Origin of the sequence: Pseudomonas sp. NFACC39-1 (assembly GCF_900110355.1) — a bacterium.
Classification (GTDB): domain Bacteria; phylum Pseudomonadota; class Gammaproteobacteria; order Pseudomonadales; family Pseudomonadaceae; genus Aquipseudomonas; species Aquipseudomonas tehranensis.
In genome coordinates this window covers 513,363-537,868 of record NZ_FODL01000003.1, presented here as the reverse complement: position 1 = coordinate 537,868, position 24,506 = coordinate 513,363, and the positions used below count along the sequence as shown (strand labels likewise).

Sequence of the window (24,506 nt, the reverse complement as noted above, 5' to 3'; positions counted from 1 at the left end):
AGATAAAGCCATGCCTGCTTCATCCAGCGCTCAAACCAGCGAGAGCACGACCCAGACCCTGTCCCTGCTGGACAAGATCATCGCCGAAGGCCGCATGGCCCACGACGACAGCCAGCAGGACTACGCCCGCGACATGCTGGCTGAATTCGCCACCCAGGTCCTCGACGAAGGCATGGCCATCGACAAGGACACCGTGGCCATGATCAACGACCGCATCAGCCAGATCGATCAGTTGATCAGCGCCCAGCTCAACGAAGTGCTGCACCACCCCGAACTGCAAAAACTCGAAGCCTCCTGGCGCGGCCTGCACCTGCTGGTGCAAAACACCGAAACCAGCACGCGGCTTAAATTGCGCTTGCTCAACGTGACCCAGAAAGAACTGCAGAACGATCTGGAAAAAGCCGTCGAGTTTGACCAGAGCGCGCTGTTCAAGAAGATCTACGAGGAAGAATACGGCACCTTCGGCGGGCATCCGTTCAGCCTGCTGGTGGGCGACTACACGTTTGGTCGCCATCCCCAGGACATCGGCTTGCTGGAAAAACTGTCGAACGTCGCCGCCGCCGCGCACGCACCGTTCATTGCCGCCGCCAGCCCCCGGTTGTTCGACATGACCAGCTTCACCGAACTGGCCGTGCCCCGTGACCTGTCGAAGATTTTCGAAAGCCAGGAGCTGATCAAGTGGCGCTCGTTCCGCGAAAGCGAAGACTCGCGTTACGTGTCCCTGGTGCTGCCGCACTTTCTGCTGCGCCTGCCCTACGGTCCGGACACCCTGCCGGTGGAAGGCATCAACTACGTCGAGGACGTCAACGGCACCGACCACAGCAAATACCTGTGGGGCAACGCCGCCTGGGCACTGTCGCAACGCATCACCGAAGCCTTCGCCAAATATGGCTGGTGTGCGGCGATTCGCGGGGCCGAAGGCGGTGGCGCGGTAGAAGGCCTGCCGGCCCATACCTTCCGCACCAGCTCAGGCGACCTGTCGCTCAAATGCCCGACCGAAGTGGCGATCACCGACCGTCGCGAAAAAGAACTCAACGACCTGGGTTTCATTTCTCTGTGTCACAAGAAAAACAGTGACGTGGCAGTGTTCTTCGGCGGCCAGACCACCAACAAGGCCAAGCTCTACAACACCAACGAGGCCAACGCCAACGCGCGAATCTCGGCGATGTTGCCGTATGTGCTCGCCGCCTCGCGTTTCGCCCATTACCTGAAGGTCATCATGCGCGACAAGGTCGGCAGCTTCATGACCCGCGACAACGTGCAGACCTACCTCAATAACTGGATCGCCGACTACGTGCTGATCAACGACAACGCGCCGCAAGAGATCAAGGCGCAGTACCCGTTGCGCGAGGCGCGGGTGGACGTCACGGAAGTGGCGGGCAAGCCGGGGGCCTACAAGGCCACGGTGTTCCTGCGCCCGCACTTCCAACTTGAGGAACTGACCGCCTCGATCCGCCTGGTGGCGACCCTGCCGCCGCCGGTAGCCGCCTGACGGTTGAAACCTGTGGCGAGGACGCTGTTGTGGCGAGGGGATTTATCCCCGCTGGGGCGCGAAGCGGCCCTGAATACCAGCAACCCGGTGTGTCAGGCAGATTGAGTTGACTGCTTGGAGGGCTGCTGCGCAGCCCAGCGGGGATAAATCCCCTCGCCACAGGTTCGGCGTTCGTTTTTAACGGTATCGGGCACTACCTCACTTGTCTTTTTCTGGAGTTCCACACAATGGATGCGATCATTCTCGACCTCGGCGGTGACATCAAGGGCGACAGCCTGCTCGAGGGCTTCACCGACAAAATCGAAGTCATGTCCTACAGCCACAACGTGGCGATGCAAGTCACCAACGACGTCAGCAACTCGGAACGCACTTCCGGCAGACCCCACATCGGCGAATTCACCCTGACCAAATTCGTCGACAGTTCCACCCCCACCCTCAACGAATATTGCTGCGCCGGCAAACCGATCCCGCAAGCCGTCATTACCATCGGCCGCAACGCTGCCGAAGGCAGCGGCAAACTCATGCCCTTCATCATCTACACCCTGACCAACGTCGTGCTGTCCAATGTCAGCGTCAGTGGCGGTACGGGCGGCAAACCGGTGGAAACCTTGTCGCTGAACTTCACCAAGATCAAATGGGAGCTCACCGCGCAGAAAGACGACGGCACCAAGGAAGGCACGGCGGGCACGACGTGGGACCTGGCGGCCAACAAGATGACCAAGTAAGAACGCCGCGCCCATGGCTGGCTTCGGGCTTCGCCCTCCTTTGTTCGAGCGTCTGGCCAGCCCGACGCAAGACCCTGAGCGGGCGTTCGACCGGCAGGCGTTGCAGGACTCGGTGCATGCCGAACTGCTACGCCTGTTCAACACCCGACGCGGCCCGAAAGCGCTGACCGAGCCGCCGAGCATCCTGGATTACGGCATCGCTGACTGGACCGCGCTACAGCAGCAGCGCAGCGATGACCGTCGCCAACTGACCCGCGAGATCCGCCAGGCCATTAACCACTTCGAACCGCGCCTGCGGTTGGGCGAGGTTCAGGTCAACCCTGTACCGGGTCATCCCCAGCAACTGAACATACGGCTATTGGGCGAGTTGCGCGGCGACCAGCACTCATGGCCCGTGGCATTTGTCATCGAGCCCGCCGGCGACGGCCTTGAGGTACGACATGAGCGACTCGATTGACCCGCAACTGCTGGATTATTACCAGCGTGAACTGACCTGGCTGCGACATGCCGGGAGCCTGTTTGCCGAACGTTACCCCAAGGTCGCCAGGCGCCTGGAGCTGTCTCCCGGCGAATGCCCGGACCCGCATGTCGAGCGACTGCTGGAGGGCTTCGCGCTGCTGGCCGCCCGCTTGCAGCGAAGACTGGACGACGACTACGCCGAGTTCAGCGATGCCTTGCTCGAACAGCTTTACCCCCTGGCCCTGCGCCCTTTGCCGTCCTGCGCGATCGTGCAGTTCGAGCCCGACCCGAGCAAAGGCAACCTCAATGAAGGCTATCCCCTGCCCCGGGACACGCCCTTGTTTGTCACCACCGACAAGGGGCAGAGCATTCATTTTCGCACCACGGCCGCCGTGCGCCTGTGGCCGATTGAAGTCAGTGAAGCGTTGCTGCTGGGCAGCGATGAGGCTCAGGCGCTGACGGGGGTGGTTCAGGCGCGTTCGGCCTTGCGCCTGAACCTGCGCTGCCTGGGCGAAAGCCAATGGTCGACGCTGGGGATCGATTCCCTGCGGGTGCACCTGGCAGCCTCACCCATGATCAACGCCTGGCTGTATGACCTGCTCGGCGCCCATGCCGTGAAGGTCCTGGCCGGCCCACCGGGCAGCGTGCCGGAGCCGCTGACTGGTCTGCCTGAGATCGTCGGTTTCGCCAGTGATCAAGCCTTGCTGCCGGACGAAGACGGTGTGCATCCCGGCATGCGTCTGCTGGCAGAATACTTTGCTTTCCCTGACAAATTCGGCTTTTTCGACTTGCCCCTGGCCGGAGCGACCAGCGACAGCCAAGCCTTGTACCTGTACATCGTGTTCGACCGCGCGCCCGTCAGCCGGCTGCCGCTCCAGGCCAGCGACATCGCCCTGGGCTGCGCGCCAGTGATCAACCTGTTCCCCAGGACGTCCGAGCCGCTACGCCCCGACGGCACCCGTAGCGAATACCGCCTGGTGGCCGACAGTCATCGAGAAAACAGCGTCGAGATCCACAGCATCCGCGGCATGCGCGCGACGTCGAGCCAGGGGGTGCGCAAAGTCCCGGCCTATTACGGCAGCCAGCACGGCAACGACCAGGCCTATTACTGGCATGCGCGGCGAGTCAGCGGCATGAGCCCCAATCGCCTGGGCACCGATTTGATGGTCAGTCTGGTGGACACTCAGTTCGACCCGCTGGCTGACACGCGGGACTACAGCCTCACCGCCGAGTTGCTGTGCACCAACCGGCATCTGGCCCAAAACCTGCCGTCCGGCACGGCACTGGGTTTTGAGCGTCCCGGGCCGGTGGCCTGGGCTCGCCTGCGCAACCCGCCCAGCCCGCAAAGCCTGCCACGCCTGGATGGCGAATCGCGCTGGCGGCTGGTGTCGCAACTGACCCTCAATCACCTGTCGCTGGTGGAAGGTCCCCAGGCGCTGGACGCGTTGCGCGAAATTCTCGAATTGCACAATCTGCGGGACGAAGCCAGTGCCCGGCGACAGATCGCCGGGGTGCTGGAACTGGGCTGTGACCGGGTCATCGCCCATGTCGGCGAAGACGCCTGGCGCGGGTGGCGCAACGGGTTGCAAGTAAGCCTGCAACTGGACCCGCAACACTTCGTCGGCAGCAGTGCCGTGCTGTTCTCCGGGGTACTGGCGCAGTTCTTTTCCCTCTATGCCACCGCCAATCGTTTCGTGCGCACCGTACTCGTTCAGTCGGACAGGGAGGTGAAAACATGGCAACCCCAAGCCGGCAAACCCCTGACGCTCTGAACCTGAGCGAACGTTTGCGCCGCAATCCGCATCGTTTCGAATGGCTTCAGGCATTGCTGGTGCTGGAACGCGAACAGCCCCAGGCCGAAACCCTGGGCAGCGGCACCGCGCCCCATGCCGAAGCCCTGCGCCTGCGTGGGCCGTTGACACCACTGTTCGCCGCCAGTGAAGTCGAAAGCCTGAAGCAGGAGCCCGGCACGGCGCCCGTTCTGACCACGCCGATCTTTGGCCTGGGCGGCCCCGACGGTCCCTTGCCCTACGCCTATCAGGAATGGCTGCAACAGCGGGCACGGGCGCGCGATCATGCGCCGGCGGAGTTTCTCGACCTGTTCCAGCATCGTCTGCTCAGCCTGCTCTACAAAGTGATGCGCAAACACCGCATCGCCCTGGGTTTTACCGCACCGGCGGCGTCTGCCGTGCAGGCGCAACTGCGTGCATTGACCGGCCTGCTCCCCAAGGCGTTGCAAGAACGCCAGGCCGCGCCCGATGCTGGCGTGCTGGCGTGTACCGCGCTATACGCCGATGGTCGGCGCTCCCTGGCCGGGTTTGCGGCAGTCGTGCGCGAACAGTTCGGGCTGCCAGTGGAACTGACCGCCTACGAAGGTGGCTGGCGTGAAATCCCGCCCGCCAGCCGCAGCCGTTTGCAGCCCGGCGGGCGCAACTTGCGCCTGGGCCACAGCGCGATAGCCGGCATCCGGGTCTGGGACGAACATGCCGGCGTGCGCATGACCCTCGGGCCGCTGACCGCCGCCCAGGCCAATACCTTGCTGCCCACCGGCGAGACCCATCCGTTACTCGCCAGTCTTTACGCCTTGTACTTCGGTCCCGATCTGGACTGCACCCTGGTGCTGCTGATCCGGGGCGCCGGGCCACTGCAACTGGTTCGCCAGGCGCCGCCGCGCTTGAGCTGGAACGGTGGCCTGCAACGCCAGCCGAACCTTGCCATACAACGGATCGAAACTCGCCTTCGTCAGCCGGAGATCGCCTGAAATGGAACTGGCCAGCCTGATCGGACGTCTCAACCCGGACAACCGCCGCGCCCTGGAACGCGCCGCGCAGCGCTGCCTGCAACGCAGCCATCACTATGTGGAAATCGAGCACCTGCTGCTGGAACTGTTGGACATCGAAGGCGGTGACTTCGCCTGTCTGTTGCCGCGCTTTGGCTTGGAGCGCGACGCGGTGGCAGCAGAAATCAACAAGGCCCTGGAGCTGTTCAAATCCGGCAGTACCCGCACGCCGGCCCTGTCGACGCAAACCATCGGCCTGCTGGAGGACGCCGTGGTACAGGCCAGCGTGCTGGGCCTGGACAGCATCCGTTCCGGCTTGTTGTTGCTGGCACTGTTGGACCGAGATGAGCGTCGCAGCCTGTTGCTCAACAGTGCTTCGTCGCTGTTGCGCATTCCCCGGGAGGCCTTGCGCGCCCATCTGCTGGAATGGACCGAAAGCTCCCGGGAACATGTCGGCGGCGTGCGCCCGGTAAAACCCGGTGAGACGCCACACAAACAAGACCCGGTGCTCGACCAATACACCCAGGACCTGACTGCCGATGCCCGGGACGGACGCATCGACCCCATCGTCGGCCGCGACGGTGAGATACGCCAGTGCATCGATATCCTGCTCAGGCGTCGGCAGAACAACCCGATCCTGGTGGGCGCGCCGGGCGTCGGCAAGACCGCCGTGGTGGAGGGCCTGGCCTTGCGCATCGCCGCAGGCGACGTGCCTCCGTCGTTGCAGGAAGTCACGTTGCGAGTGCTGGATCTGGGCCTGTTGCAGGCCGGCGCGGGCGTCAAGGGCGAGTTCGAACAGCGTCTCAAAGGCGTGATCGACGCGGTACGCAGCGCGGAAAAACCGATCATTTTGTTTATCGACGAAGCCCACACCCTGATCGGTGCCGGCGGCGCTGAAGGTGGCAGCGATGCGGCCAACCTGCTCAAACCGGCCCTGGCCCGAGGCGAGCTGCGCACCCTGGCCGCCACTACCTGGCTGGAATACAAAAAATACTTCGAGAAAGACCCGGCCCTGGCCCGGCGTTTCCAGTTGGTGCAGGTCGAAGAACCGGACGAACTCACCGCCGTGGAAATGCTCCGTGGCGTGGCGACCAAACTGGAACAACACCACGGCGTCCAAGTGCTGGACGCGGCCATTCACGAGGCGGTGAAACTGTCCCACCGCTACATTTCCGGGCGGCAATTGCCGGACAAAGCCATCAGCGTGCTCGACACCGCCTGCGCGCGGGTCGCCCTCGGTCAACACGATGTCCCGCCGCCCCTGGAAAGCCTGCGCCACCGGCAGAACAGCCTCAAGGACGAAGTCGAACGCTTGCGCCGTGAACAGGCCACCGGGCTGGATCACCGCGAACGCATCACCCTCCTGGAAACCGAGTCGGGCGCCAACGTGCAGGCCATCCGCGAGCTGGAGACCCGTTGGGGCGAAGAGCGCGAAGCGGTGCGCGAACTGCTCGATACCCGCCGCGAACTGCTGACCTTGAGCGAACGCGCCGACGGTGAAAAACCAGACACCGAGATCGACAACCGCATCGACCACCTGGCCGCCGAACTGCTGCGTCTGGAAGCGGGCCTGGATGCCATTCGGCAGGACGATCCGCTGGTGCCCGAACAGGTGGACAGCAAGACCGTCGCCGCCGTGATCGCCGGCTGGACCGGCATTCCGGTGGGCAAGATGCTCGCCGACGAAGCTCACGCCGTGCGCACCCTCGGTCAGCGCATGGGCCTGCGGGTGATGGGCCAGGACACCGCGTTGAACACCATCGCCCAGCGCCTGCAAGCTTACCGCGCCGGCCTGACCGATCCGCAAAAGCCGGTCGGCGTGTTCCTGCTGGTGGGCCCCACCGGCGTGGGCAAGACCGAAACCGCCTACGCCCTGGCCGATGCCTTGTACGGCGGTGAACGTAACCTGATCAGCATCAACCTTTCGGAGTACCAGGAAGCCCACACCGTCAGCCAACTCAAGGGCGCCCCACCCGGCTATGTCGGCTACGGCAGCGGGGGTGTGCTCACCGAAGCGGTCCGGCGCAAACCCTATTCGGTGGTATTGCTCGATGAAATCGAAAAGGCCCACCCGGATGTACTCGAGGCTTTCTATAACGTCTTCGACAAAGGCCTGATGGAAGACGGCACCGGCCTGGTGGTGGACTTCAAGAACACGGTGATGCTCGCCACCAGCAACGTTGGCGCCGAACTGTTGCTGGACACGCCGGCCGCGCAACTGGGCAGCGACGCCTTCAACGAGGCCTTGCATAAAGTCTTGCTGCAAGCGTTTCGCCCGGCATTTCTGGCGCGCATGACGGTGGTGGCGTATCGGCCGTTGGATGAGACGACGCTGGAAGCCATTGTGCTGGCCAAGCTGGAGAAATTGCGTGGGCGGTACAAGGCCGCGACCGGCAAGCCATTCGAGTTCGACGCGGGGATCGTCAAGGCTGTGTTGGCCAAGTGCAGCGCAGCAGGAGCAAGGGATGTGGAGAATGTGTTGATGACACAGGTGACGGGGAAGTTGGCGGAGTGGGTGTTGGAGTGACACACCGTCGTTGTTCATCACCTGTTAAGACTTTCTGAGTTGGACCGGAGCCCTTATGAAGTTCTACCACTACACCACCCAGTCAGCGGCCAAATCCATCACTGATAATCAAATCGGCACCCCCGCCGTCCGGGAGTGGAAATGCACGATGAATCAACCTCAAAAGTGGGCCTGGTTCAAAAAGCAGCATGAAGAAGGGTTCTATTTAACGACCATACCACCGTCTGAAATACGAGAGAAAAAAGAGAAACTTGGCATTAGCAAACTGTCAGAAGTCTATGTTTTGTACTTCAACATCACATGGATAAAACCAAAACAGATGAAGAAAGTGGATGACTACGTAAATAGCGGATTCATCAAGATTAAAAAAGTTGGCGAGCCTGACAAAATTTGCGCTCAACGTATTGGCGTCAATACCAATCAACTGGACAATGTTCCTTTCCCAGTTGAATCATGTTTATGGGCAGGCCCGGTCGAAGGATTTCCTGACGATATTTGACGGCGCTGAGGACAATCAATGCCCCGCTCCACCGACAGCAACACCACCCTCTCCCTCACTGCGGCCACGCTGTCAGCGCTGTATCCGGAATCGCTGTCCGGCGAAGAGAGCCTCAATGCCTTGGGCTCGCACATCCTCAACGGCATCAACGACGGCTCCTCGCTGACCCTCACCAGCGCTGTCGCCAGCCATGTCACCATGACGCTGCACAAGGACGCCTTGTTGCGCCCGCTGGACTGTCTGGTCGCGGAGATCCGCCAGCTCCCCGCCGACGCCACCGCCGAACGCTATCAACTTTTACTGCGCCCATGGCTGTGGTGGCTGACCCTGGCGAGCAACAACCGGGTGTTTCAGAACCTCGCCACCTCGGACATCGTCACCACGATTTTCAAGGCCCATGGTTTCACCGACTTCCAGCTCAAACTCACCGGCAGCTACACACCCCGCGAATACTGCGTGCAATACGGCGAAACCGATCTGGCCTTTGTTTCGCGGTTGATGGAAGAAGACGGGATTTTCTGGTTTTTCAGCCACGAGGAAGGCAAGCACACGCTGGTGCTGGCCGACAGCAACGATGCGTTCTTGCCGATTCCCAATGGCCCGACAGTGAATTATCTCGGGCAGAACATCGGTGATCGGGAACTGCACGGCGTCCGCTCAGGCCAGGTGTGCCTGCAAGCAGTGGCCGGGGTGTACCAGGCGACCGACTATCAATTCACCACGCCAACGACGTCACTTTACAGCCAGGCCGAAGCCGTCGCCGGGCCAAGTTCGATATACGAGCATCCGGGCGGTTATGACGCCAAGGGCCAGGGCGATGCATTGACCAAACAACGGGTGGATGGCCTGCGCAGTCAAGAGAAGCGTTTTGTCGGCGAAAGCGACTGCCGTTGGCTGGTGCCGGGGTATTGGTTCACCCTCGCCGGCCATGAAGACTCGACGCTGAATATCGATTGGGTGGTGACCTCAGTCAGCCACGAAGCCAGCCACGATAGCTACCGAAACCGCTTCGAGGCGATTCCCAAGGCCACGACTTATCGACCACCCCGCACCACGCAAAAACCGCGCATGCACACTCAGACCGCACTCGTGGTGGGCAAGGCCGGCGAGGAAATCTGGACCGACGAATACGGGCGGATAAAGTTGCAGTTTCCCTGGGACCGCACCGGCAAGAACGACGAGAGTTCATCCTGCTGGGTTCGTGTGGTGTTGCCCTGGAGCGGCAAGGGATTTGGCATGCAGTTCGTGCCGCGCATCGGCCAAGAGGTCATCGTCACCTTCATCGACGGCGATCCCGATCGGCCGTTGGTGACCGGCTGCGTCTACAACGGCGACAACGCCCTGCCCTACGCGCTGCCGGCCAACCAGACCCAGTCCGGGATCAAGACCAACTCGTCCAAGGGCGGCGGCGGTTTCAACGAATTACGCTTCGAGGACAAGAAGGACGCAGAGGAGGTTTTTCTCCAGGCTCAGAAAGACTTCAACATCAACGTGCTCAACGACACCACCGCCACGGTCGGTCACGATGAAACCCTCACGGTGCAGAACGCTCGCACCCGCACGGTCAAGGAAGGCGACGAAACCGTCACCCTGGAGAAGGGCAAACGCAGCGTGACCATCCAGACCGGCAGCGACAGCCTCGATGTGAAGGACACCCGCACCGTGACCGTGGGTTCGGACCAGAACCACAGCACCGGAGGCAACTACGCGCACAAGGTCAGCGGTAACTATGAGCTGACGGTGGACGGCAACCTGACCATCAAGGTCAGCGGCACCCTGACCCTGCAAAGCGGTGGCAGTTTCGCGATCAAGAGCGGTGCGGACCTGGCGGCCCAGGCCAGCACGTCCATCAGCCAGAAGGCTGGAACCGCCCTGAGCAATCAGGCCGGTACGTCATTGGAAAACAAGGCCGGCACCACCCTGACCAACGACGCCGGCATCAGTCTGGTGAACAAGGCCGCCGCCGAACAGACCGTGGACGGCGGCGGCATGCTGACCATCAAGGGCGGCCTGGTGAAGGTCAACTGACAGGAGTGCGCCGATGGCCTCGAAAAAACTCGACCTGGAACGTGACGACAGCCACCTGAGCGGGCAACTGGTCGACGGCCACCTCAACGGCTCACTGCAGATTGATGAGGCCCAGCGTCGGCAAGCGACCCTCAACTATCAGCAAGGTGAGCTGCAAGGCACCAGCACGCTGTATCACCCCAACGGTAAAGTCTCGGCGGTGTTGCCCTTCGTCAGAGGCAAACTGCAGGGCGTGGCGAGCTTTTACGCCGCCGAAGGCGGGCTCCAGCGTCAGGCCACTTATCGGGGTGGGTTGCTGCACGGTGAGGCGAACAACTATTTCCCCGACGGGCAACTGGCCGAGTCCGAGTTCTATCGTGACGGTGTGCGTGACGGTCGTTATCGACGCATGCACCCCAATGGCAACCCCGCCGTCGATGCCCGCTACCTCAACGGCCAACTGCTGGAACCGGCACACGCCTACGCCGCAGACGGTCGGCCGTTGGACGCCGACGGCAAGCCGATCTCTAGGGTACGCTGGTGGTTCAGGCGCTGGAATGACCCGGCGCAAGCCTGAATACCCCCGCCCCTTGTGGGAGCGAGCCTGCTCGCGATAGCGGTGGCACATCCAACATCACTGCAAGCTGATCCACCGCTATCGCGAGCAGGCTCGCTCCCACAGGAAATCATTGATACCTGTAGGTTCGCACCATTCAAGGAATCAACATCTGCACCTGCCCCGGCACGACGATCTTGATCACCCCGGCCCAGGTACACATCAAGGTGCTGTTGGCATCGATGGCCGGCATGTTGCCCAGCAGCAAGGTTGGTGGGCCGCCGGGGATCCACGGGGTTGCGGTGGCAGGAATGCACGGCATGGGTGTCAGCACGCCCAGTGCCGCGGTGGTCGCAGCGGCGACTGTGGGATTAGCCAGGCTTTGACACATGCCGAAGGTGGTGATGTTCACCAGGGGGATGTGATCCATGATATTGGCCGCCGGCATCCCGCCGGTCAGCAGCCGATTGACCGGCAGCACATTGAGTACCGCCGGGGCGGCGCCGAAACTGCATTGCAAGGTTGCAGTGCCACAGACTTGCGGGCATCCCATCGCGATGGCTCCCCTGAAAAGCGACAGACGCTGAAACCATAGCTCATCCGCCCGGCATCAGGCCCGCTGATTATCCTGCAACACGCTAACCTATAAGACCTTGGCGTGCTTGTGACGCCCCTCACCTGCCATTAGATTAGCCAATGATCGATGGCCTCCAAAATAAGCAGAAGGGATAAGCATGGCGTTTACTGATCAGTCCACCCGTGTCCGCGACGGTGAAGAACTCGATGCCAGTCTGATTGACCCGTACCTCAAGGCCCATATTCCAGGCCTGACCGGCACGCCGCAGATCAGCCAGTTTCCCGGTGGCGCTTCGAACCTGACTTACCTGCTGGAATACCCTGAACAGGAATTTGTCCTGCGACGCCCGCCGTTCGGCCATAAAGCCAAGTCCGCCCACGACATGGGCCGTGAGTTCCGCATCCTCAATCAGTTGCGCGAAGGTTTCCCATATTGCCCGAAAGCTTACGTGCACTGCACCGACGAGTCGGTGATGGGTGCCGAGTTCTACGTGATGGAACGGGTCAAGGGCATCATCCTGCGCTCCGACCTGCCGCCGGAACTGGGTTTTGACGCCGCCCGTACCGAAGCCCTGTGCAAGAGTTTCATCGACCGCCTCGTCGAACTGCATCAGGTTGACTACAAGGCCTGCGGCCTGGCCGACCTGGGCAAGCCCGAAGGCTACGTGGCCCGGCAGATTCGTGGCTGGAGCGACCGATATGAAAAGGCCCTGACCCCGGACGCGCCGAAATGGGAGGCGGTCATGGCCTGGCTCAACGACAAAATGCCCACCGATCACCCCACTTCCAGCATCGTGCACAACGACTACCGCTTCGACAACGTGATCCTCGACCCGGAAAACCCGATGCAGATCATCGGCGTGCTGGACTGGGAACTGACCACCCTTGGCGACCCGCTGATGGACCTGGGCAACAGCCTCGCCTACTGGATCGAAGCCAGCGACCCGGCCCCGGTACAACTGATGCGCCGCCAGCCCAGCCATGCACCGGGCATGCTGACCCGTCGCGAGTTCGTCGATTACTACGCCGAACGCTCCGGGATCCGCATCGACAATTTCGACTTCTATTACACCTACGGCCTGTTCCGCCTGGCCGGCATCGTCCAGCAGATCTACTACCGCTTCTTCCATGGCCAGACCCAGGACAAACGCTTCGCGCAGTTCGTTCAGATGAACAAACTGCTGGAGCAGATGAGCCTGCAGGTCATCAGCAAATCCACGCTCTGAGCGCACCTATAACAAGGAAACAGCATGTCCAAGACTCAGTTGTTCGACCTCGACGGTAAAATCGCTTTCGTTTCCGGCGCCAGCCGCGGCATCGGCGAGGCCATCGCCAAACTGCTGGCCCAGCAAGGCGCCCATGTGATCGTCTCGAGCCGCAAACTCGAGGGTTGCCAGCACGTGGCCGATGCCATCATCGCTGCGGGCGGCAAAGCCACCGCCATCGCCTGCCACATCGGTGAAATGGAACAGATCAGCCAGGTATTCGCCGGCATTCGCGAGCAGTTCGGGCGCCTGGACATCCTGGTAAACAACGCCGCCACCAACCCGCAGTTCTGCAACGTGCTGGACACCGACCTGGGGGCGTTCCAGAAAACCGTCGACGTGAACATTCGCGGCTATTTCTTCATGTCGGTGGAAGCCGGCAAACTGATGCGCGAGCACGGTGGCGGCAGCATCATCAACGTGGCCTCGATCAACGGCATCTCGCCGGGGATCTTCCAGGGCATCTATTCGGTGACCAAGGCCGCAGTCATCAACATGACCAAGGTGTTCGCCAAGGAATGCGCGCAATTCGGCATCCGCTGCAATGCCTTGCTGCCGGGCCTGACCGACACCAAGTTCGCCTCGGCGCTGGTCAAGAACGACGCGATCCTGAAAACCGCCCTGGCGCAGATCCCGCTCAAGCGCGTGGCCGACCCAAGCGAAATGGCCGGCGCGGTGCTGTACCTGGCCAGTGATGCGTCGAGCTATACCACCGGTGTGGCGTTGAATGTGGATGGGGGTTTCCTGTCCTGATGATGTTTCCCCTGTGGGAGCGAGCCTGCTCGCGATGACGTTGGATCAGCTAGCATTGATGTCACTGATCCACCGCTATCGCGAGCAGGCTCGCTCCCACAGGGGGTGGTGCAGTGAGCGCCAATTAAAGAATATTTATTCCAACATTTGCAATATGCGAATATTTATTCCATAAAGAGCCCTTCTGAAAATAAAAACTCAAAGGGGCTCTTTCTCATGCGCGAACTCGGCATCGGTCTGATTGGTACTGGCTTCATGGGCCGTGCCCATGCCTTGGCATTTCATAACGCCAAAGCGGTGTTCAACCTTCCTCAACACCTGAAACTGGCGGCGCTGGCCGATGCCGATCCCCAGCGTGCCCGACAGTGCGCCCAGAGCTGGGGGTTCGAAACGGCCCACAGCGACTGGCAACAACTGATCGACGACCCGAAGGTCGACCTGATCGCCATCACCACGCCCAACCATTTGCACTTCCCGATGGCCATGGCTGCACTGGCAGCGGGTAAGCCGGTTTATTGTGAAAAGCCCCTGGCCGTGTCCCTGGAACAGGCCGACCAGATGCAACGGGCGGCCAAGGCGGCTGGCGTGGTCACGCGGGTCGGCTACAACTACCAGCACAATCCGCTTATTCAACGGGCGCGGGACATGATCCAGCGCGGGGAACTGGGACAGATCATCAGTTTCCAGGGCGAGTTCAGCGAAGACTTCATGGCCGATCCGACCTCACCGTGGTCATGGCGCTGCGAAGCCGCCCACGCCGGCGGCGCATTGGCGGACCTGGGCAGCCACTTGCTGGCCATGGCCCGTCATTTATTGGGCGATGTCGAGGCGGTGTGTGCCGACAGCCAGACCGTACACAGCCAACGCCCAGCCAGTGCCGGCAACACTGAGCAGCGCACCATCGCCGTGGATGACCAAGTCCACGCCCTGCTGCGCTTCACCAGCGGCGCCCGAGGCACGGTCAGCAGCAGTTGGCTCAAGCACGGCTACAAGAATCACCTGAGTTTTGAGATCAGCGGCACGCTCGGCACCCTGGCGTTCGATCAGGAACGGCTGAATGAACTGCGGCTGTGCCGCGTCGGCCAAGGGGGCTTTCAACGTCTGCTGGCCGGCCCGGACCTGCCGGGCTACGCCGCATTCAGCCCAGCGGCCGGGCATCAGCTGGGGTACAACGAATTGAAGACCCTGGAGGTCCAGGAATTGATCATGGCCATCGCCGGCCAGGGCGGCGACGGAACCGATTTTGAAGAAGCCTGGGAAGTGGAACGGCTGGCGGCAGCGATTCGCCTGGCGGCGCGGGAGGGGCGTTGGGTGAACATCAGCGAGCTGTAACCTCCCACGAGTGAACACGTTGCTCCCGCTGGGCTGTGTAGGAGCTGCCGAAGGCTGCGATCTTTTGATCTTTTGATCTTTCGCTTGGGATTCAAGTGTCTGGGGAAAGATCGCAGCCTCGTTGCACTCGACAGCTCCTACATGCAGTCCGGCGGGAGCTTGCTCCCTCGCCACGGGGGAGTGTGTTCAGCCTGGGTATTGGCTTTGCAACTCAACCAACCGCGCCGCCAGCGCCTTGGCCTGGCTCGCCACATCGGTCACTGCGGTGCTTTCCCACCACATCCCGCGCAACGGAGGTCCCATGGCGAACAGACGACTGGCAGGCTCGCCCTGGGCATCCAGCACTGCGCCATCGGCACGGGCGGCGATGCCCAGGGCCAACGGGCCGGGCTGAACCAGTCCGCGAGCCAGTAGTTGTTGGGGCAACGGTCGGGCAACTCGACGCCAATCGTATTCGATGCCACTGGAGTTGATCAGCGCAGCGCCCTGCACCACCGTTAGATCCGCCTCACCCCGCCGCCGAATGCGGATGTTCACCGCTCCCTCGAGCGACGACGCCAGCCCCTTGAACGAAGCCGCCTGGATCCGCAACCGCCCTTGCTCATGTAGCCGCGCCACCAGCTCGGCGCTCAAAGGTGGTGAACGATGATGATGGCTCTCCCACCAGGGCCGCACATGCCGCACAAACTGTCGGCGCTGCACATCACTGGCCTGGCTCCACAAGCGCCCGATGTGCGCACGCACCGTGTCCAGCGGGGCTTGCCAGTCGATACCCTGGGCCTGGGCCTGACGACATTGCTCACGCAGAGCGCGCATCAATTGGCGTGGCGAGCGCAGGCTGTGATCGTCGGCGAGAAAGTCCACCCACTCAGGCGGTTGTCGACGCACATGGGGCAGCAGGCCATGGCGGGAAAACACTTCGATAGGTCCGCGATGCCCGGCCTGCTCCAGGGACACCACGGCATCCACCATCGTCAGCCCTGAGCCAATGATCAACACCGTGGATTGCGGATCGAGCCGACGCATCGCCGCTACATCCCAAGGGTCCAGCGCGGCGGCATTCAAGCCGCTGGATTCGGTCTGCGGGGTGCGCGCCGCCGGGAACATGCCCGTGGCGAGCACCGCGAAACGTCCGCGCAAGGTCTGGCCATCGCTCAGCGTCAACAGCACGGTGTCAGCCGCGACCTGCAGATCGACGGTTTCGCCACGCACATGCTCCGCCACCGAGCCATTGCGGGCTCCCTGCGCCCGGGCTTCAGCCAGACGCTGTTGCACATACAAGCCAAAGATTCCCCGGGGCGGGAACAGTTCGCTGACCGGCACATGCTGCTGATCCGACTCGGGCCAGCCACCGGCCTCGATGAATTCGGCGAGCCATTGGGTCAGGTCATCGGCGTTGTCCGGATCGACGCTCATCCGCGCGGCGTTGCCGTTCAAGGTGTGGCCCAGCTCCACCGCGCTGTAGGCCTCGCCCCGACCCAGTTCGCTGCGCGGCTCGACAATCAGCACGCTGCGCCGGCCAGGCAGGCGCAGTAGCTGCGCCGCCAGCATGGCTCCGCTCAGGCCACCGCCGACGATCAAGACGTCGGCCTCGCGGGTGATGCTGCTGAAAGGTCGATCCAGCGCTGTATGCATGTCGCTCTCCAGGAATCAAATCACCACGTTGCGTACGAATCTCGTCGCCACCGGCCCCTCATTGCGATAGGCATGGGGCTGGTTGCTGGCAAACATGAAAAACTCACCGGCGCCTATCTGGTGCTCTTCGCTACCCAGCGTCAGGGTCAGGCAACCTTCGAAAACATAGAGCTGCTCACTCCAGCCATCGGCATCAGGTTCGGATGGGTAACGCTCACCGGGCTCCAGGCGCCATTCCCAGAGTTCGACTTCGCGGCTGGCAGTGGCCTTGGCCAGCAGCACGGCTTTGCTGCCGGGGATGGTACCGGCCCAGGCCAGTTCGTTGATGCGACTCGGGTCGCGGGCATCGGGGGCCTGGATCAGGTCGCTGAAGGCCACGTCGAGGGCTTCGGCGACACGGTCAAGGGTAGTCAGGCTGACGTTCTTTTCGCCGGCCTCGATGGCCACCAACATGCGCCGGCTGACCCCGGACAGTTCGGCCAGGGTTGTCTGGCTGAGCTGCGCGGCGTGGCGCAAGCGGCGGACGTTCTGGCTGACGTGTTGCAGGACGGATGCCCGCTGGCCGTTTTCTTTGTGCACTATATTGCTCATCTGCTGGGGTTGCGCATTATACTGCCCACCTTCTTCGGGCGCATTGTGCGTCCGCCTCAGGTGGCGCGCAAGGTCATGGCATCGGTGAACTCCCCCCAAGCTTCCTCCCGTTTCTCCAGGTTCAGCAAGGCCGAATGCGTGCTAGTGCTGATCACCATGATCTGGGGTGGGACGTTCTTGCTGGTGCAGCACGCCATGACCGTCAGCGGACCGATGTTTTTCGTCGGCCTGCGTTTTGCCGCCGCCGCAGCGTTCGTCGCGCTGTTCTCCTGGCGTCATCTGCGCGACCTGACCCTGTTCGAACTCAAGGCCGGAAGCTTCATCGGCGTGGCGATCATGCTCGGTTATGGCTTGCAGACCGTCGGCCTGCAGACCATTCCCAGCAGCCAGTCAGCGTTCATCACCGCGCTTTACGTGCCATTCGTACCGCTGTTGCAGTGGCTGGTGCTGGGCCGTCGGCCCGGGTTGATGCCCAGCCTCGGCATCATGCTGGCCTTCACCGGGTTGATGCTGGTGTCGGGCCCCGCCGGGGCGTCGTTGAACTTCAGCCCCGGTGAAATCGCCACGCTGATCAGCGCCATCGCCATTGCCGCCGAAATCATCCTGATCAGCGCCTACGCCGGCCAGGTCGATGTGCGCCGGGTCACCGTGGTGCAACTGGCAAGCACGGCGGTACTGGCATTTTTGATGGTGGTGCCGACCCAGGAAAGGATTCCGGACTTCTCCTGGCTGCTGCTGGTCAGCGCCGTGGGCCTGGGGGCGGCCAGCGCGGCGATCCAGGTGGCGATGAACTGGGCGCAGAAAAGCGTCTCGCCCACCCGCGCCACGCTGATCTATGCCGGCGAGCCGGTGTGGGCCGGGATTGCCGGGCGCCTGGCCGGCGAGCGGTTGCCGGCGATTGCGCTGGTAGGCGCGGGGCTGATCGTGGCGGCAGTGATCGTCAGCGAACTGAAGACCCGCAGCAAAATTGTCAACGAGGCGGATGAGGTGCTTGAGCGCGAACGCTGAGGCAATCGAAAAAGCCTTGAGAAGTCGTTGTCTTTGAAACGATCGCAGCCTTCGGCAACTCCTACACACGCAAAATAGGAATACTCCACCTACCTTGTAGGATTCTGCGACAGGCTGGCGGTTGGTGATCGGACGCACGCCACGTATGATCCCTGACAAACTCCCGCCGAATAGAAGCCTATGTCACTGATAGTTCTATTGCTTTTGCCCTTCATCGGCAGCTGTGTCGCGGCGCTGCTGCCGCATAACGCCCGTAATGCCGAATCCGTGCTGGCAGGCCTTGTGGCCTTGGTCGGCACCGTTCAGGTGGCTTTGCTGTACCCGCAGATCGCCGACGGCGGTGTGATCCGTGAGGAGTATTTCTGGTTACCGAGCCTGGGCCTGAATGTCGTGCTGCGCCTGGACGGTTTCGCCTGGCTGTTTTCAATGCTGGTGCTGGGCATCGGCACGCTGGTGTCGCTGTACGCCCGCTATTACATGTCGCCGGACGATCCGGTGCCGCGTTTTTTTGCATTTTTCCTGGCGTTCATGGGCGCCATGCTGGGGTTGGTGATTTCCGGCAACCTGATCCAGATGGTGTTCTTCTGGGAGCTGACCAGCCTGTTCTCATTCCTGCTGATCGGCTATTGGCACCACCGCTCTGATGCCCGACGCGGTGCCTACATGGCCTTGATGGTGACCGGGGCCGGCGGGTTGTGCCTGTTGGCCGGCGTGATGATCCTCGGTCATGTGGTGGGCAGCTATGACCTGGACAAGGTCCTGGCTGCCGGCAACCTGATCCGTGACCACGCCCTCTACCCCGTCCTGCTGACGCTGATTCTGATTGGCGCGCTGAGCAAAAGCGCACAGTTCCCTTTCCACTTCTGGCTTCCCCATGCCATGGCCGCGCCCACTCCGGTGTCGGCGTATCTGCATTCGGCCACCATGGTCAAGGCCGGAGTATTCCTGCTGGCGCGGTTGTGGCCGTCGCTGTCGGGCAGTGAACAATGGTTCTACATCGTCGGCGGCGCCGGCGCCTGTACGTTGTTGCTCGGTGCTTACTGCGCGATGTTTCAGAACGATCTCAAGGGCCTGCTGGCCTATTCCACCATCAGCCATCTGGGGTTGATCACCCTGTTGCTGGGCCTCAACAGTCCACTGGCGGCGGTGGCGGCGGTGTTTCATATTCTTAACCACGCCACCTTCAAAGCCTCGCTGTTCATGGCCGCCGGGATCATCGACCACGAAAGCGGCACCCGCGATATTCGCCGGCTCAGTGGCCTGGTGCGGCTGATTCCTTTCACCGCCACCCTGGCCATGGTCGCCAGCGCGGCGATGGCCGGGGTGCCGCTACTCAACGGGTTCCTGTCCAAGGAAATGTTCTTCGCCGAAACCGTGTTCATTTCCGCCACGGCCTGGGTCGAGCTGGCGCTGCCGATCATCGCCACCATTGCCGGGACCTTCAGCGTCGCCTACTCCCTGCGTTTTACTGTGGACGTGTTCTTCGGCCCCCCCGCCACCGACCTGCCCCATACCCCCCATGAACCGCCACGCTGGATGCGCGCGCCGGTGGAGTTGCTGGTGTTCGCCTGTCTGCTGGTGGGCATTTTCCCGGCCCAGGTGGTCGGCTCGTTGCTGGCCGCCGCCGCGTTGCCGGTGGTGGGCGGCCCGTTGCCCGAGTACAGCCTGGCGATCTGGCACGGCCTGAACGCGCCGATGATCATGAGCCTGGTGGCGATGTCCGGCGGCATCGTGCTTTATCTGCTGCTGCGCAATCAGTTCAAACTGGGCCACATCAAGCATCCACCGTTCATAGGCCGATTCAGCGGCAAGCGGCTGTTCGAGCGCTGCCTGGTGCTGATGATGCGTCAGGGCCGACGGCTGGAACGCAAGATCAGCACCCGGCGCCTGCAAGCGCAGTTGTTCTGGCTGGTGCTGGCCGCCGTATTGGCCGGGTTGATTCCGATGCTCAACAGCACGCTGGTGTGGGGCGACCGGCCGAAGATCCCTGGCTCCATCGTGTTCGTGACCCTGTGGCTGCTGGCGATCGCCTGCGCCCTGGGCGCGGCCTGGCAGGCCAAGTATCACCGGCTCGCGGCCGTGACCATGGTCAGCGTCTGCGGCCTGATGACCTGCGTGACCTTCGTCTGGTTCTCGGCCCCCGATCTGGCATTGACGCAACTGGCCGTGGAAGTGGTGACCACGGTGCTGATCCTGCTGGGCCTGCGCTGGCTGCCACGGCGGATCGAGGACGCAGCACCGCGGCCCAACAGCGAACGGCGCGCACGCATCCGTCGTCTGCGGGACTTGCTGCTGTCCATCGCCGTGGGTGGCGGCATGGCGCTGCTGTCCTACGCAATGCTGACCCGTCAGACCCCCAACGATATTTCATCGTTCTACCTCAGCCGCGCCCTGCCCGAGGGCGGCGGCAGCAACGTGGTGAACGTGATGCTGGTGGATTTCCGCGGCTTCGACACCCTCGGAGAGATCACCGTGCTGGTAGCGGTTGCCCTGGCGGTCTTCGCCCTGCTGCGACGTTTCCGGCCGCCAAAGGAAAGCATGCAGCTACCGGCACAACAGCGGCTGCTGGCACCCGACGTGGTGACCGATCTGGTCAACCCGCGCCACGCCAGTGATACCGCGCTGGGGTTCATGATGGTGCCGTCGGTGCTGGTGCGTTTGCTGCTGCCGATCTCCCTGGTGGTGTCGTTCTACCTGTTCATGCGCGGTCACAACCAACCCGGTGGCGGTTTCGTGGCCGGGCTGGTGATGTCGGTGGCGTTCATCCTGCAATACATGGTCGCCGGCACCCAATGGGTCGAAGCCCAGATGAGCCTGCGTCCGCTGCGCTGGATGGGCACGGGCCTGTTGTTCGCCACGGTCACGGGACTTGGCGCGATGGCGGTGGGTTATCCCTTCCTGACCACCCACACCTGGCATTTCGAGTTGCCGTTGCTGGGCGATATTCACCTAGCCAGCGCGCTGTTCTTCGACATCGGCGTCTATGCCGTGGTGGTCGGCTCGACCCTGTTGATTCTCACCGCCCTGGCTCACCAGTCGGTGCGGGCCCACAAGCCTGGTCTGCATCCCAAACCCATTGCACAACCCGTAGCAGGAGGCGCGGCCTGATGGAAGAAGTCATCGCAATAGCAATCGGCGTACTGGCCGCCTCCGGGGTCTGGCTGGTGCTGCGACCACGGACCTTTCAAGTGGTTATGGGCCTGTGCCTGCTGTCCTATGGCGTCAACCTGTTCATCTTCAGCATGGGCAGCCTGTTCATCGGCAAGGAACCGATCATCAAGGACGGCGTGCCCCAGGATCTGCTGCATTACACCGACCCACTGCCCCAGGCGCTGGTCCTCACTGCGATTGTGATCAGCTTCGCCATGACCGCGCTGTTCCTGGTGGTCCTGCTGGCCTCCCGGGGCTTGACCGGCACCGACCATGTGGACGGCCGGGAGCCCAAGGAATGATGTTGACGCCTCATTTGATCGCCGCGCCGATCCTGCTGCCGCTGTTGACCGCTGCGTTGATGCTCATGCTGGGCGAAAAACATCGTCCGCTCAAAGCCCGGATCAACCTGTTTTCCAGCCTGCTGGGCCTGGGTATCGCCATGCTGTTGCTGTACTGGACCCAGGGCCAGGCCCTGCCCGCCTCCATCGGCGTGTACTTGCCGGGCAACTGGCAGGCGCCGTTCGGCATTGTATTGGTGGTCGATCGCCTGTCGGCGCTGATGCTGGTGTTGACCGGGATCATCGGCGTCAGTGCCTTGCTGTTCGCCACAGCCCGTTGGGATCGCGCCGGCGCAAGTTTCCATGCGCTGTTCCAGATCCAGTTGATGGGCCTTTATGGGGCCTTCCTCACGGCGGATCTGTTCAACCTGTTTGTGTTCTTCGAGGTGCTGCTGGCCGCTTCCTACGGTTTGATGCTGCACGGCTCGGGCCGGGCGCGGGTGTCGTCGGGGCTGCACTACATTTCCATCAACCTGCTGGCCTCCTCGCTGTTCCTGATCGGCGCGGCGCTGATCTATGGCGTCACCGGCACGTTGAACATGGCTGACCTGGCGTTGAAGGTGCCCCTGGTGCCGGAAGCCGACCGGGGCTTGCTGCACGCCGGGGCAGGCATCCTGGCGGTGGCGTTCCTGGCCAAGGCCGGCATGTGGCCGCTGAATTTCTGGCTGGTTCCGGCCTACAGCGCCGCCAGTGCGCCAGTGGCGGCGCTGTTCGCGATCATGACCAAGGTGGGCGTCTACACGATCCTGCGCCTGTGGACGTTGCTGTTCTCCGGTCAGGCCGGCGCCTCAGCGTATTTCGGCGGCGACTGGCTGATCTACGGCGGCATGGCGACGATCGTCTGTGCCGCCATCGCCATTCTTGCGGCCCAGCGCCTGGAGCGCATGGCCAGCCTGAGTATCCTGGTGTCCGCCGGGATCCTGTTGTCGGCCATCGGCTTTGCCCAGCCAAACCTGGTGGGTGCGGCGCTGTTTTATCTGGTGAGCTCGACCCTGGCACTCTGTGCGTTGTTCTTGCTGGCCGAGCTGATCGAACGCTCGCGCTCGGCCAATGAACCGTCGCTGGAGGACGATCTCGATGTCCTGCCTCGGCCACTTGAATCCCTGCAACCGCCCAAGGGCATCAACCTCGATGACGAACAGAAAGCCGTCATCGGGCAAGTCATTCCCTGGACCATGGCCTTCCTCGGCTTGAGTTTCATCGCCTGCACGCTGTTGGTGGTGGGCATGCCGCCGCTTTCGGGGTTCATCGGCAAGCTGGGGCTCATGAGCGCGTTGCTCAATCCTCAGGGGCTTGGGGAAAGTGTGGAACCGGTGTCGAACCAGGCGTGGGGCTTGTTGGCGTTGTTGATCCTGTCGGGGCTGGCGTCGTTGATCGCTTTCTCGCGCCTGGGTATCCAGCGTTTCTGGACGCCGCAAGAACGACCGTCACCCTTGTTGCGACCTTCCGAATGCCTGCCGATCATCGTGCTGCTGGGGTTGGGCATCGCGCTGACCTTCAAGGCCGAGCCACTGCTGCGCTACACCCAGGAGGCGGCCGCCGGGCTGAACAACCCCGAACATTACGTGATGTCGGTGCTCGCTACCCGCGCCGTCCCCGGCCCGAAAGCGGATAGCGCGCTGACAGAGGTGCAACCATGAAACGTTTGTTTCCTGCTCCGTGGTTGTCCCTGGCACTCTGGTTGCTCTGGCTGCTGTTGAACCTGTCCCTCAGCGCAGGGCATCTGCTGCTGGGAGCGGCACTGGGCGTGCTGGCACCTTTGCTGATGCGCCCGTTGCGCCCCAGGCCCATCCATATTCGGCGGCCTTGGGCGGTGCTGCGGTTGTTCCTGCTGGTGGGTCGCGAGGTGGTGGTGTCCAATCTGGCCGTGGCCTGGAGTGTGATGAACGCCGGACACCGCCCACCTCGCTCGCGGTTCATCAAGGTGCCGCTGGACCTGCACGATGCCAATGGCCTGGCGGCGCTGTCGATGATCACCACGGTAATTCCCGGAACGGTATGGTCGGAACTGGCCCTGGATCGCAGCGTCCTGCTGCTGCACGTGTTCGATCTGGAAGACGAAGCGGCATTCATTACGCACTTCAAGACCACCTTCGAGCGGCCGCTGATGGAGATTTTCGAATGAGCCCATTGCTGTCCAACGCGATCCTGTTGAGCCTGTTCCTGTTCTCCCTGACGATGGTGCTGACCTTGCTGCGTCTGTTCAAGGGGCCGTCGGCGCAAGACCGGGTACTGGCCCTGGACTATCTGTACATCGTGGCGATGCTGATGATGCTGGTGCTGGGCATTCGTTACGCCAGTGACACCTATTTCGAGGCGGCGCTGATGATCGCCCTGTTCGGCTTTGTCGGCTCGTTCGCCCTGGCCAAGTTCCTGTTGCGCGGCGAGGTGATTGAATGAGCGGCGAACTGTCGATGTGGGTCGAAATTCCCGTGGCCATCCTGCTGGTGCTCAGCAGCCTGTTCGCCCTGGCCGGAGCGATCGGCCTGGTGCGTTTGAAGGATTATTTCCAACGCATGCACCCTCCGGCCCTGGCTTCAACATTGGGCGCCTGGTGCGTGGCGTTGGCCTCGATCATCTATTTTTCAGCGCTCAAATCCGGCCCGGTGCTGCATGCCTGGCTGATACCGATCCTGCTGTCCATCACGGTACCGGTGACCACCCTGTTGCTGGCCCGGGCCGCGTTGTTTCGCAAACGCATGGCCGGCGATGACGTACCGGCGGAAGTCAGCAGCCGCAGGACGGATCAGGGCGACTCGCCAATGCCTTGAGAGCGAGGGGGTTATCTGCCAAGGATATCCCCCTGCCCTC

22 protein-coding genes are annotated in these 24,506 nt (G+C 62.4%); 19 read left to right on the top strand and 3 right to left on the bottom strand.

The window, feature by feature from the left end; genetic code table 11:
* Positions 1–10: 10 nt before the first annotated feature.
* From tssC to BMY45_RS09180, 9 genes are all read left to right on the top strand, one after another.
* On the top strand, positions 11–1,492 hold the full coding sequence (tssC, locus tag BMY45_RS09220; protein WP_053145385.1) for a type VI secretion system contractile sheath large subunit: 1,482 nt from the start codon (positions 11–13) through the stop codon (positions 1,490–1,492).
* Between the two features lie 227 nt (positions 1,493–1,719).
* Positions 1,720–2,217 carry an Hcp family type VI secretion system effector gene (locus tag BMY45_RS09215; RefSeq protein ID WP_046063980.1) on the top strand — a complete coding sequence of 166 codons (498 nt, stop codon included), beginning with the start codon at positions 1,720–1,722 and terminating at the stop codon, positions 2,215–2,217.
* A 13-nt stretch (positions 2,218–2,230) separates the two neighbouring features.
* Entirely contained in the window at positions 2,231–2,674 is a 444-nt protein-coding gene (tssE, locus tag BMY45_RS09210) for a type VI secretion system baseplate subunit TssE (protein ID WP_092396833.1), read from the top strand.
* A complete protein-coding gene (gene tssF / locus BMY45_RS09205) occupies positions 2,658–4,448 on the top strand; it encodes a type VI secretion system baseplate subunit TssF (protein WP_092396831.1) in 1,791 nt (596 codons plus the stop codon). The genes tssE and tssF overlap by 17 nt, the downstream gene beginning before the upstream one ends.
* Entirely contained in the window at positions 4,412–5,437 is a 1,026-nt protein-coding gene (gene tssG / locus BMY45_RS09200; protein WP_092396829.1) for a type VI secretion system baseplate subunit TssG, read from the top strand. Before tssF ends, tssG begins: the two co-directional genes overlap by 37 nt.
* Position 5,438: 1 nt before the next feature.
* Positions 5,439–7,982, top strand: coding sequence for a type VI secretion system ATPase TssH (tssH, locus tag BMY45_RS09195; protein ID WP_092396827.1), 2,544 nt, complete (start codon positions 5,439–5,441; stop codon positions 7,980–7,982).
* Between the two features lie 55 nt (positions 7,983–8,037).
* Positions 8,038–8,481 carry a hypothetical protein gene (locus tag BMY45_RS09190; protein WP_092396825.1) on the top strand — a complete coding sequence of 148 codons (444 nt, stop codon included), beginning with the start codon at positions 8,038–8,040 and terminating at the stop codon, positions 8,479–8,481.
* Between the two features lie 18 nt (positions 8,482–8,499).
* Complete coding sequence (tssI, locus tag BMY45_RS09185; RefSeq protein ID WP_092396823.1) at positions 8,500–10,509, top strand: type VI secretion system tip protein VgrG; 2,010 nt, start codon at positions 8,500–8,502, stop codon at positions 10,507–10,509.
* A gap of 13 nt (positions 10,510–10,522) precedes the next feature.
* Positions 10,523–11,065: a toxin-antitoxin system YwqK family antitoxin gene (locus BMY45_RS09180; protein WP_092396821.1), complete on the top strand. Its 543-nt coding sequence runs from the start codon at positions 10,523–10,525 to the stop codon at positions 11,063–11,065.
* Between the two features lie 136 nt (positions 11,066–11,201).
* Here BMY45_RS09180 and BMY45_RS09175 read toward each other — a convergent pair whose 3' ends face one another.
* Entirely contained in the window at positions 11,202–11,597 is a 396-nt protein-coding gene (locus BMY45_RS09175; protein ID WP_092396819.1) for a DUF4280 domain-containing protein, read from the bottom strand.
* 181 nt (positions 11,598–11,778) lie between these two features.
* Here BMY45_RS09175 and BMY45_RS09170 point away from each other — a divergent pair, with 181 nt between their 5' ends.
* From BMY45_RS09170 to BMY45_RS09160, 3 genes are all read left to right on the top strand, one after another.
* A complete protein-coding gene (locus BMY45_RS09170; protein ID WP_092396817.1) occupies positions 11,779–12,846 on the top strand; it encodes a phosphotransferase family protein in 1,068 nt (355 codons plus the stop codon).
* A 24-nt stretch (positions 12,847–12,870) separates the two neighbouring features.
* Complete coding sequence (locus BMY45_RS09165) at positions 12,871–13,638, top strand: SDR family oxidoreductase (protein ID WP_092396815.1); 768 nt, start codon at positions 12,871–12,873, stop codon at positions 13,636–13,638.
* A gap of 216 nt (positions 13,639–13,854) precedes the next feature.
* Positions 13,855–14,970: a Gfo/Idh/MocA family protein gene (locus BMY45_RS09160; protein ID WP_092396813.1), complete on the top strand. Its 1,116-nt coding sequence runs from the start codon at positions 13,855–13,857 to the stop codon at positions 14,968–14,970.
* Between the two features lie 186 nt (positions 14,971–15,156).
* On the opposite strand, the gene BMY45_RS09155 is transcribed toward BMY45_RS09160, so the two are convergent.
* Positions 15,157–16,605: an FAD/NAD(P)-binding protein gene (locus BMY45_RS09155; RefSeq protein WP_092396811.1), complete on the bottom strand. Its 1,449-nt coding sequence runs from the start codon at positions 16,603–16,605 to the stop codon at positions 15,157–15,159.
* A gap of 15 nt (positions 16,606–16,620) precedes the next feature.
* A complete protein-coding gene (locus tag BMY45_RS09150; RefSeq protein WP_092396809.1) occupies positions 16,621–17,184 on the bottom strand; it encodes a helix-turn-helix domain-containing protein in 564 nt (187 codons plus the stop codon).
* On the opposite strand from BMY45_RS09150, the gene BMY45_RS09145 reads away from it, so the two are divergent.
* The 7 genes from BMY45_RS09145 to BMY45_RS09115 all read left to right on the top strand — a co-directional run bounded on the left by BMY45_RS09145 (position 17,179) and on the right by BMY45_RS09115 (position 24,466).
* Positions 17,179–18,204 carry a DMT family transporter gene (locus BMY45_RS09145; protein ID WP_092396807.1) on the top strand — a complete coding sequence of 342 codons (1,026 nt, stop codon included), beginning with the start codon at positions 17,179–17,181 and terminating at the stop codon, positions 18,202–18,204. The genes BMY45_RS09150 and BMY45_RS09145 overlap by 6 nt on opposite strands.
* Before the next feature lie 180 nt (positions 18,205–18,384).
* Positions 18,385–21,312 carry a monovalent cation/H+ antiporter subunit A gene (locus tag BMY45_RS09140; protein WP_092396805.1) on the top strand — a complete coding sequence of 976 codons (2,928 nt, stop codon included), beginning with the start codon at positions 18,385–18,387 and terminating at the stop codon, positions 21,310–21,312.
* A complete protein-coding gene (locus BMY45_RS09135) occupies positions 21,312–21,656 on the top strand; it encodes a Na+/H+ antiporter subunit C (protein WP_003202835.1) in 345 nt (114 codons plus the stop codon). The genes BMY45_RS09140 and BMY45_RS09135 overlap by 1 nt, the downstream gene beginning before the upstream one ends.
* Complete coding sequence (locus BMY45_RS09130; RefSeq protein WP_092396803.1) at positions 21,653–23,335, top strand: monovalent cation/H+ antiporter subunit D; 1,683 nt, start codon at positions 21,653–21,655, stop codon at positions 23,333–23,335. Before BMY45_RS09135 ends, BMY45_RS09130 begins: the two co-directional genes overlap by 4 nt.
* Positions 23,332–23,820 (top strand): Na+/H+ antiporter subunit E, encoded by a 489-nt coding sequence (locus tag BMY45_RS09125; protein WP_092396801.1) that lies wholly within the window; start codon positions 23,332–23,334, stop codon positions 23,818–23,820. The genes BMY45_RS09130 and BMY45_RS09125 overlap by 4 nt, the downstream gene beginning before the upstream one ends.
* Positions 23,817–24,095: a K+/H+ antiporter subunit F gene (locus tag BMY45_RS09120; RefSeq protein ID WP_047225717.1), complete on the top strand. Its 279-nt coding sequence runs from the start codon at positions 23,817–23,819 to the stop codon at positions 24,093–24,095. The genes BMY45_RS09125 and BMY45_RS09120 overlap by 4 nt, the downstream gene beginning before the upstream one ends.
* Entirely contained in the window at positions 24,092–24,466 is a 375-nt protein-coding gene (locus tag BMY45_RS09115) for a Na+/H+ antiporter subunit G (RefSeq protein WP_092396799.1), read from the top strand. The genes BMY45_RS09120 and BMY45_RS09115 overlap by 4 nt, the downstream gene beginning before the upstream one ends.
* The last annotated feature ends 40 nt before the right edge of the window (positions 24,467–24,506 follow it).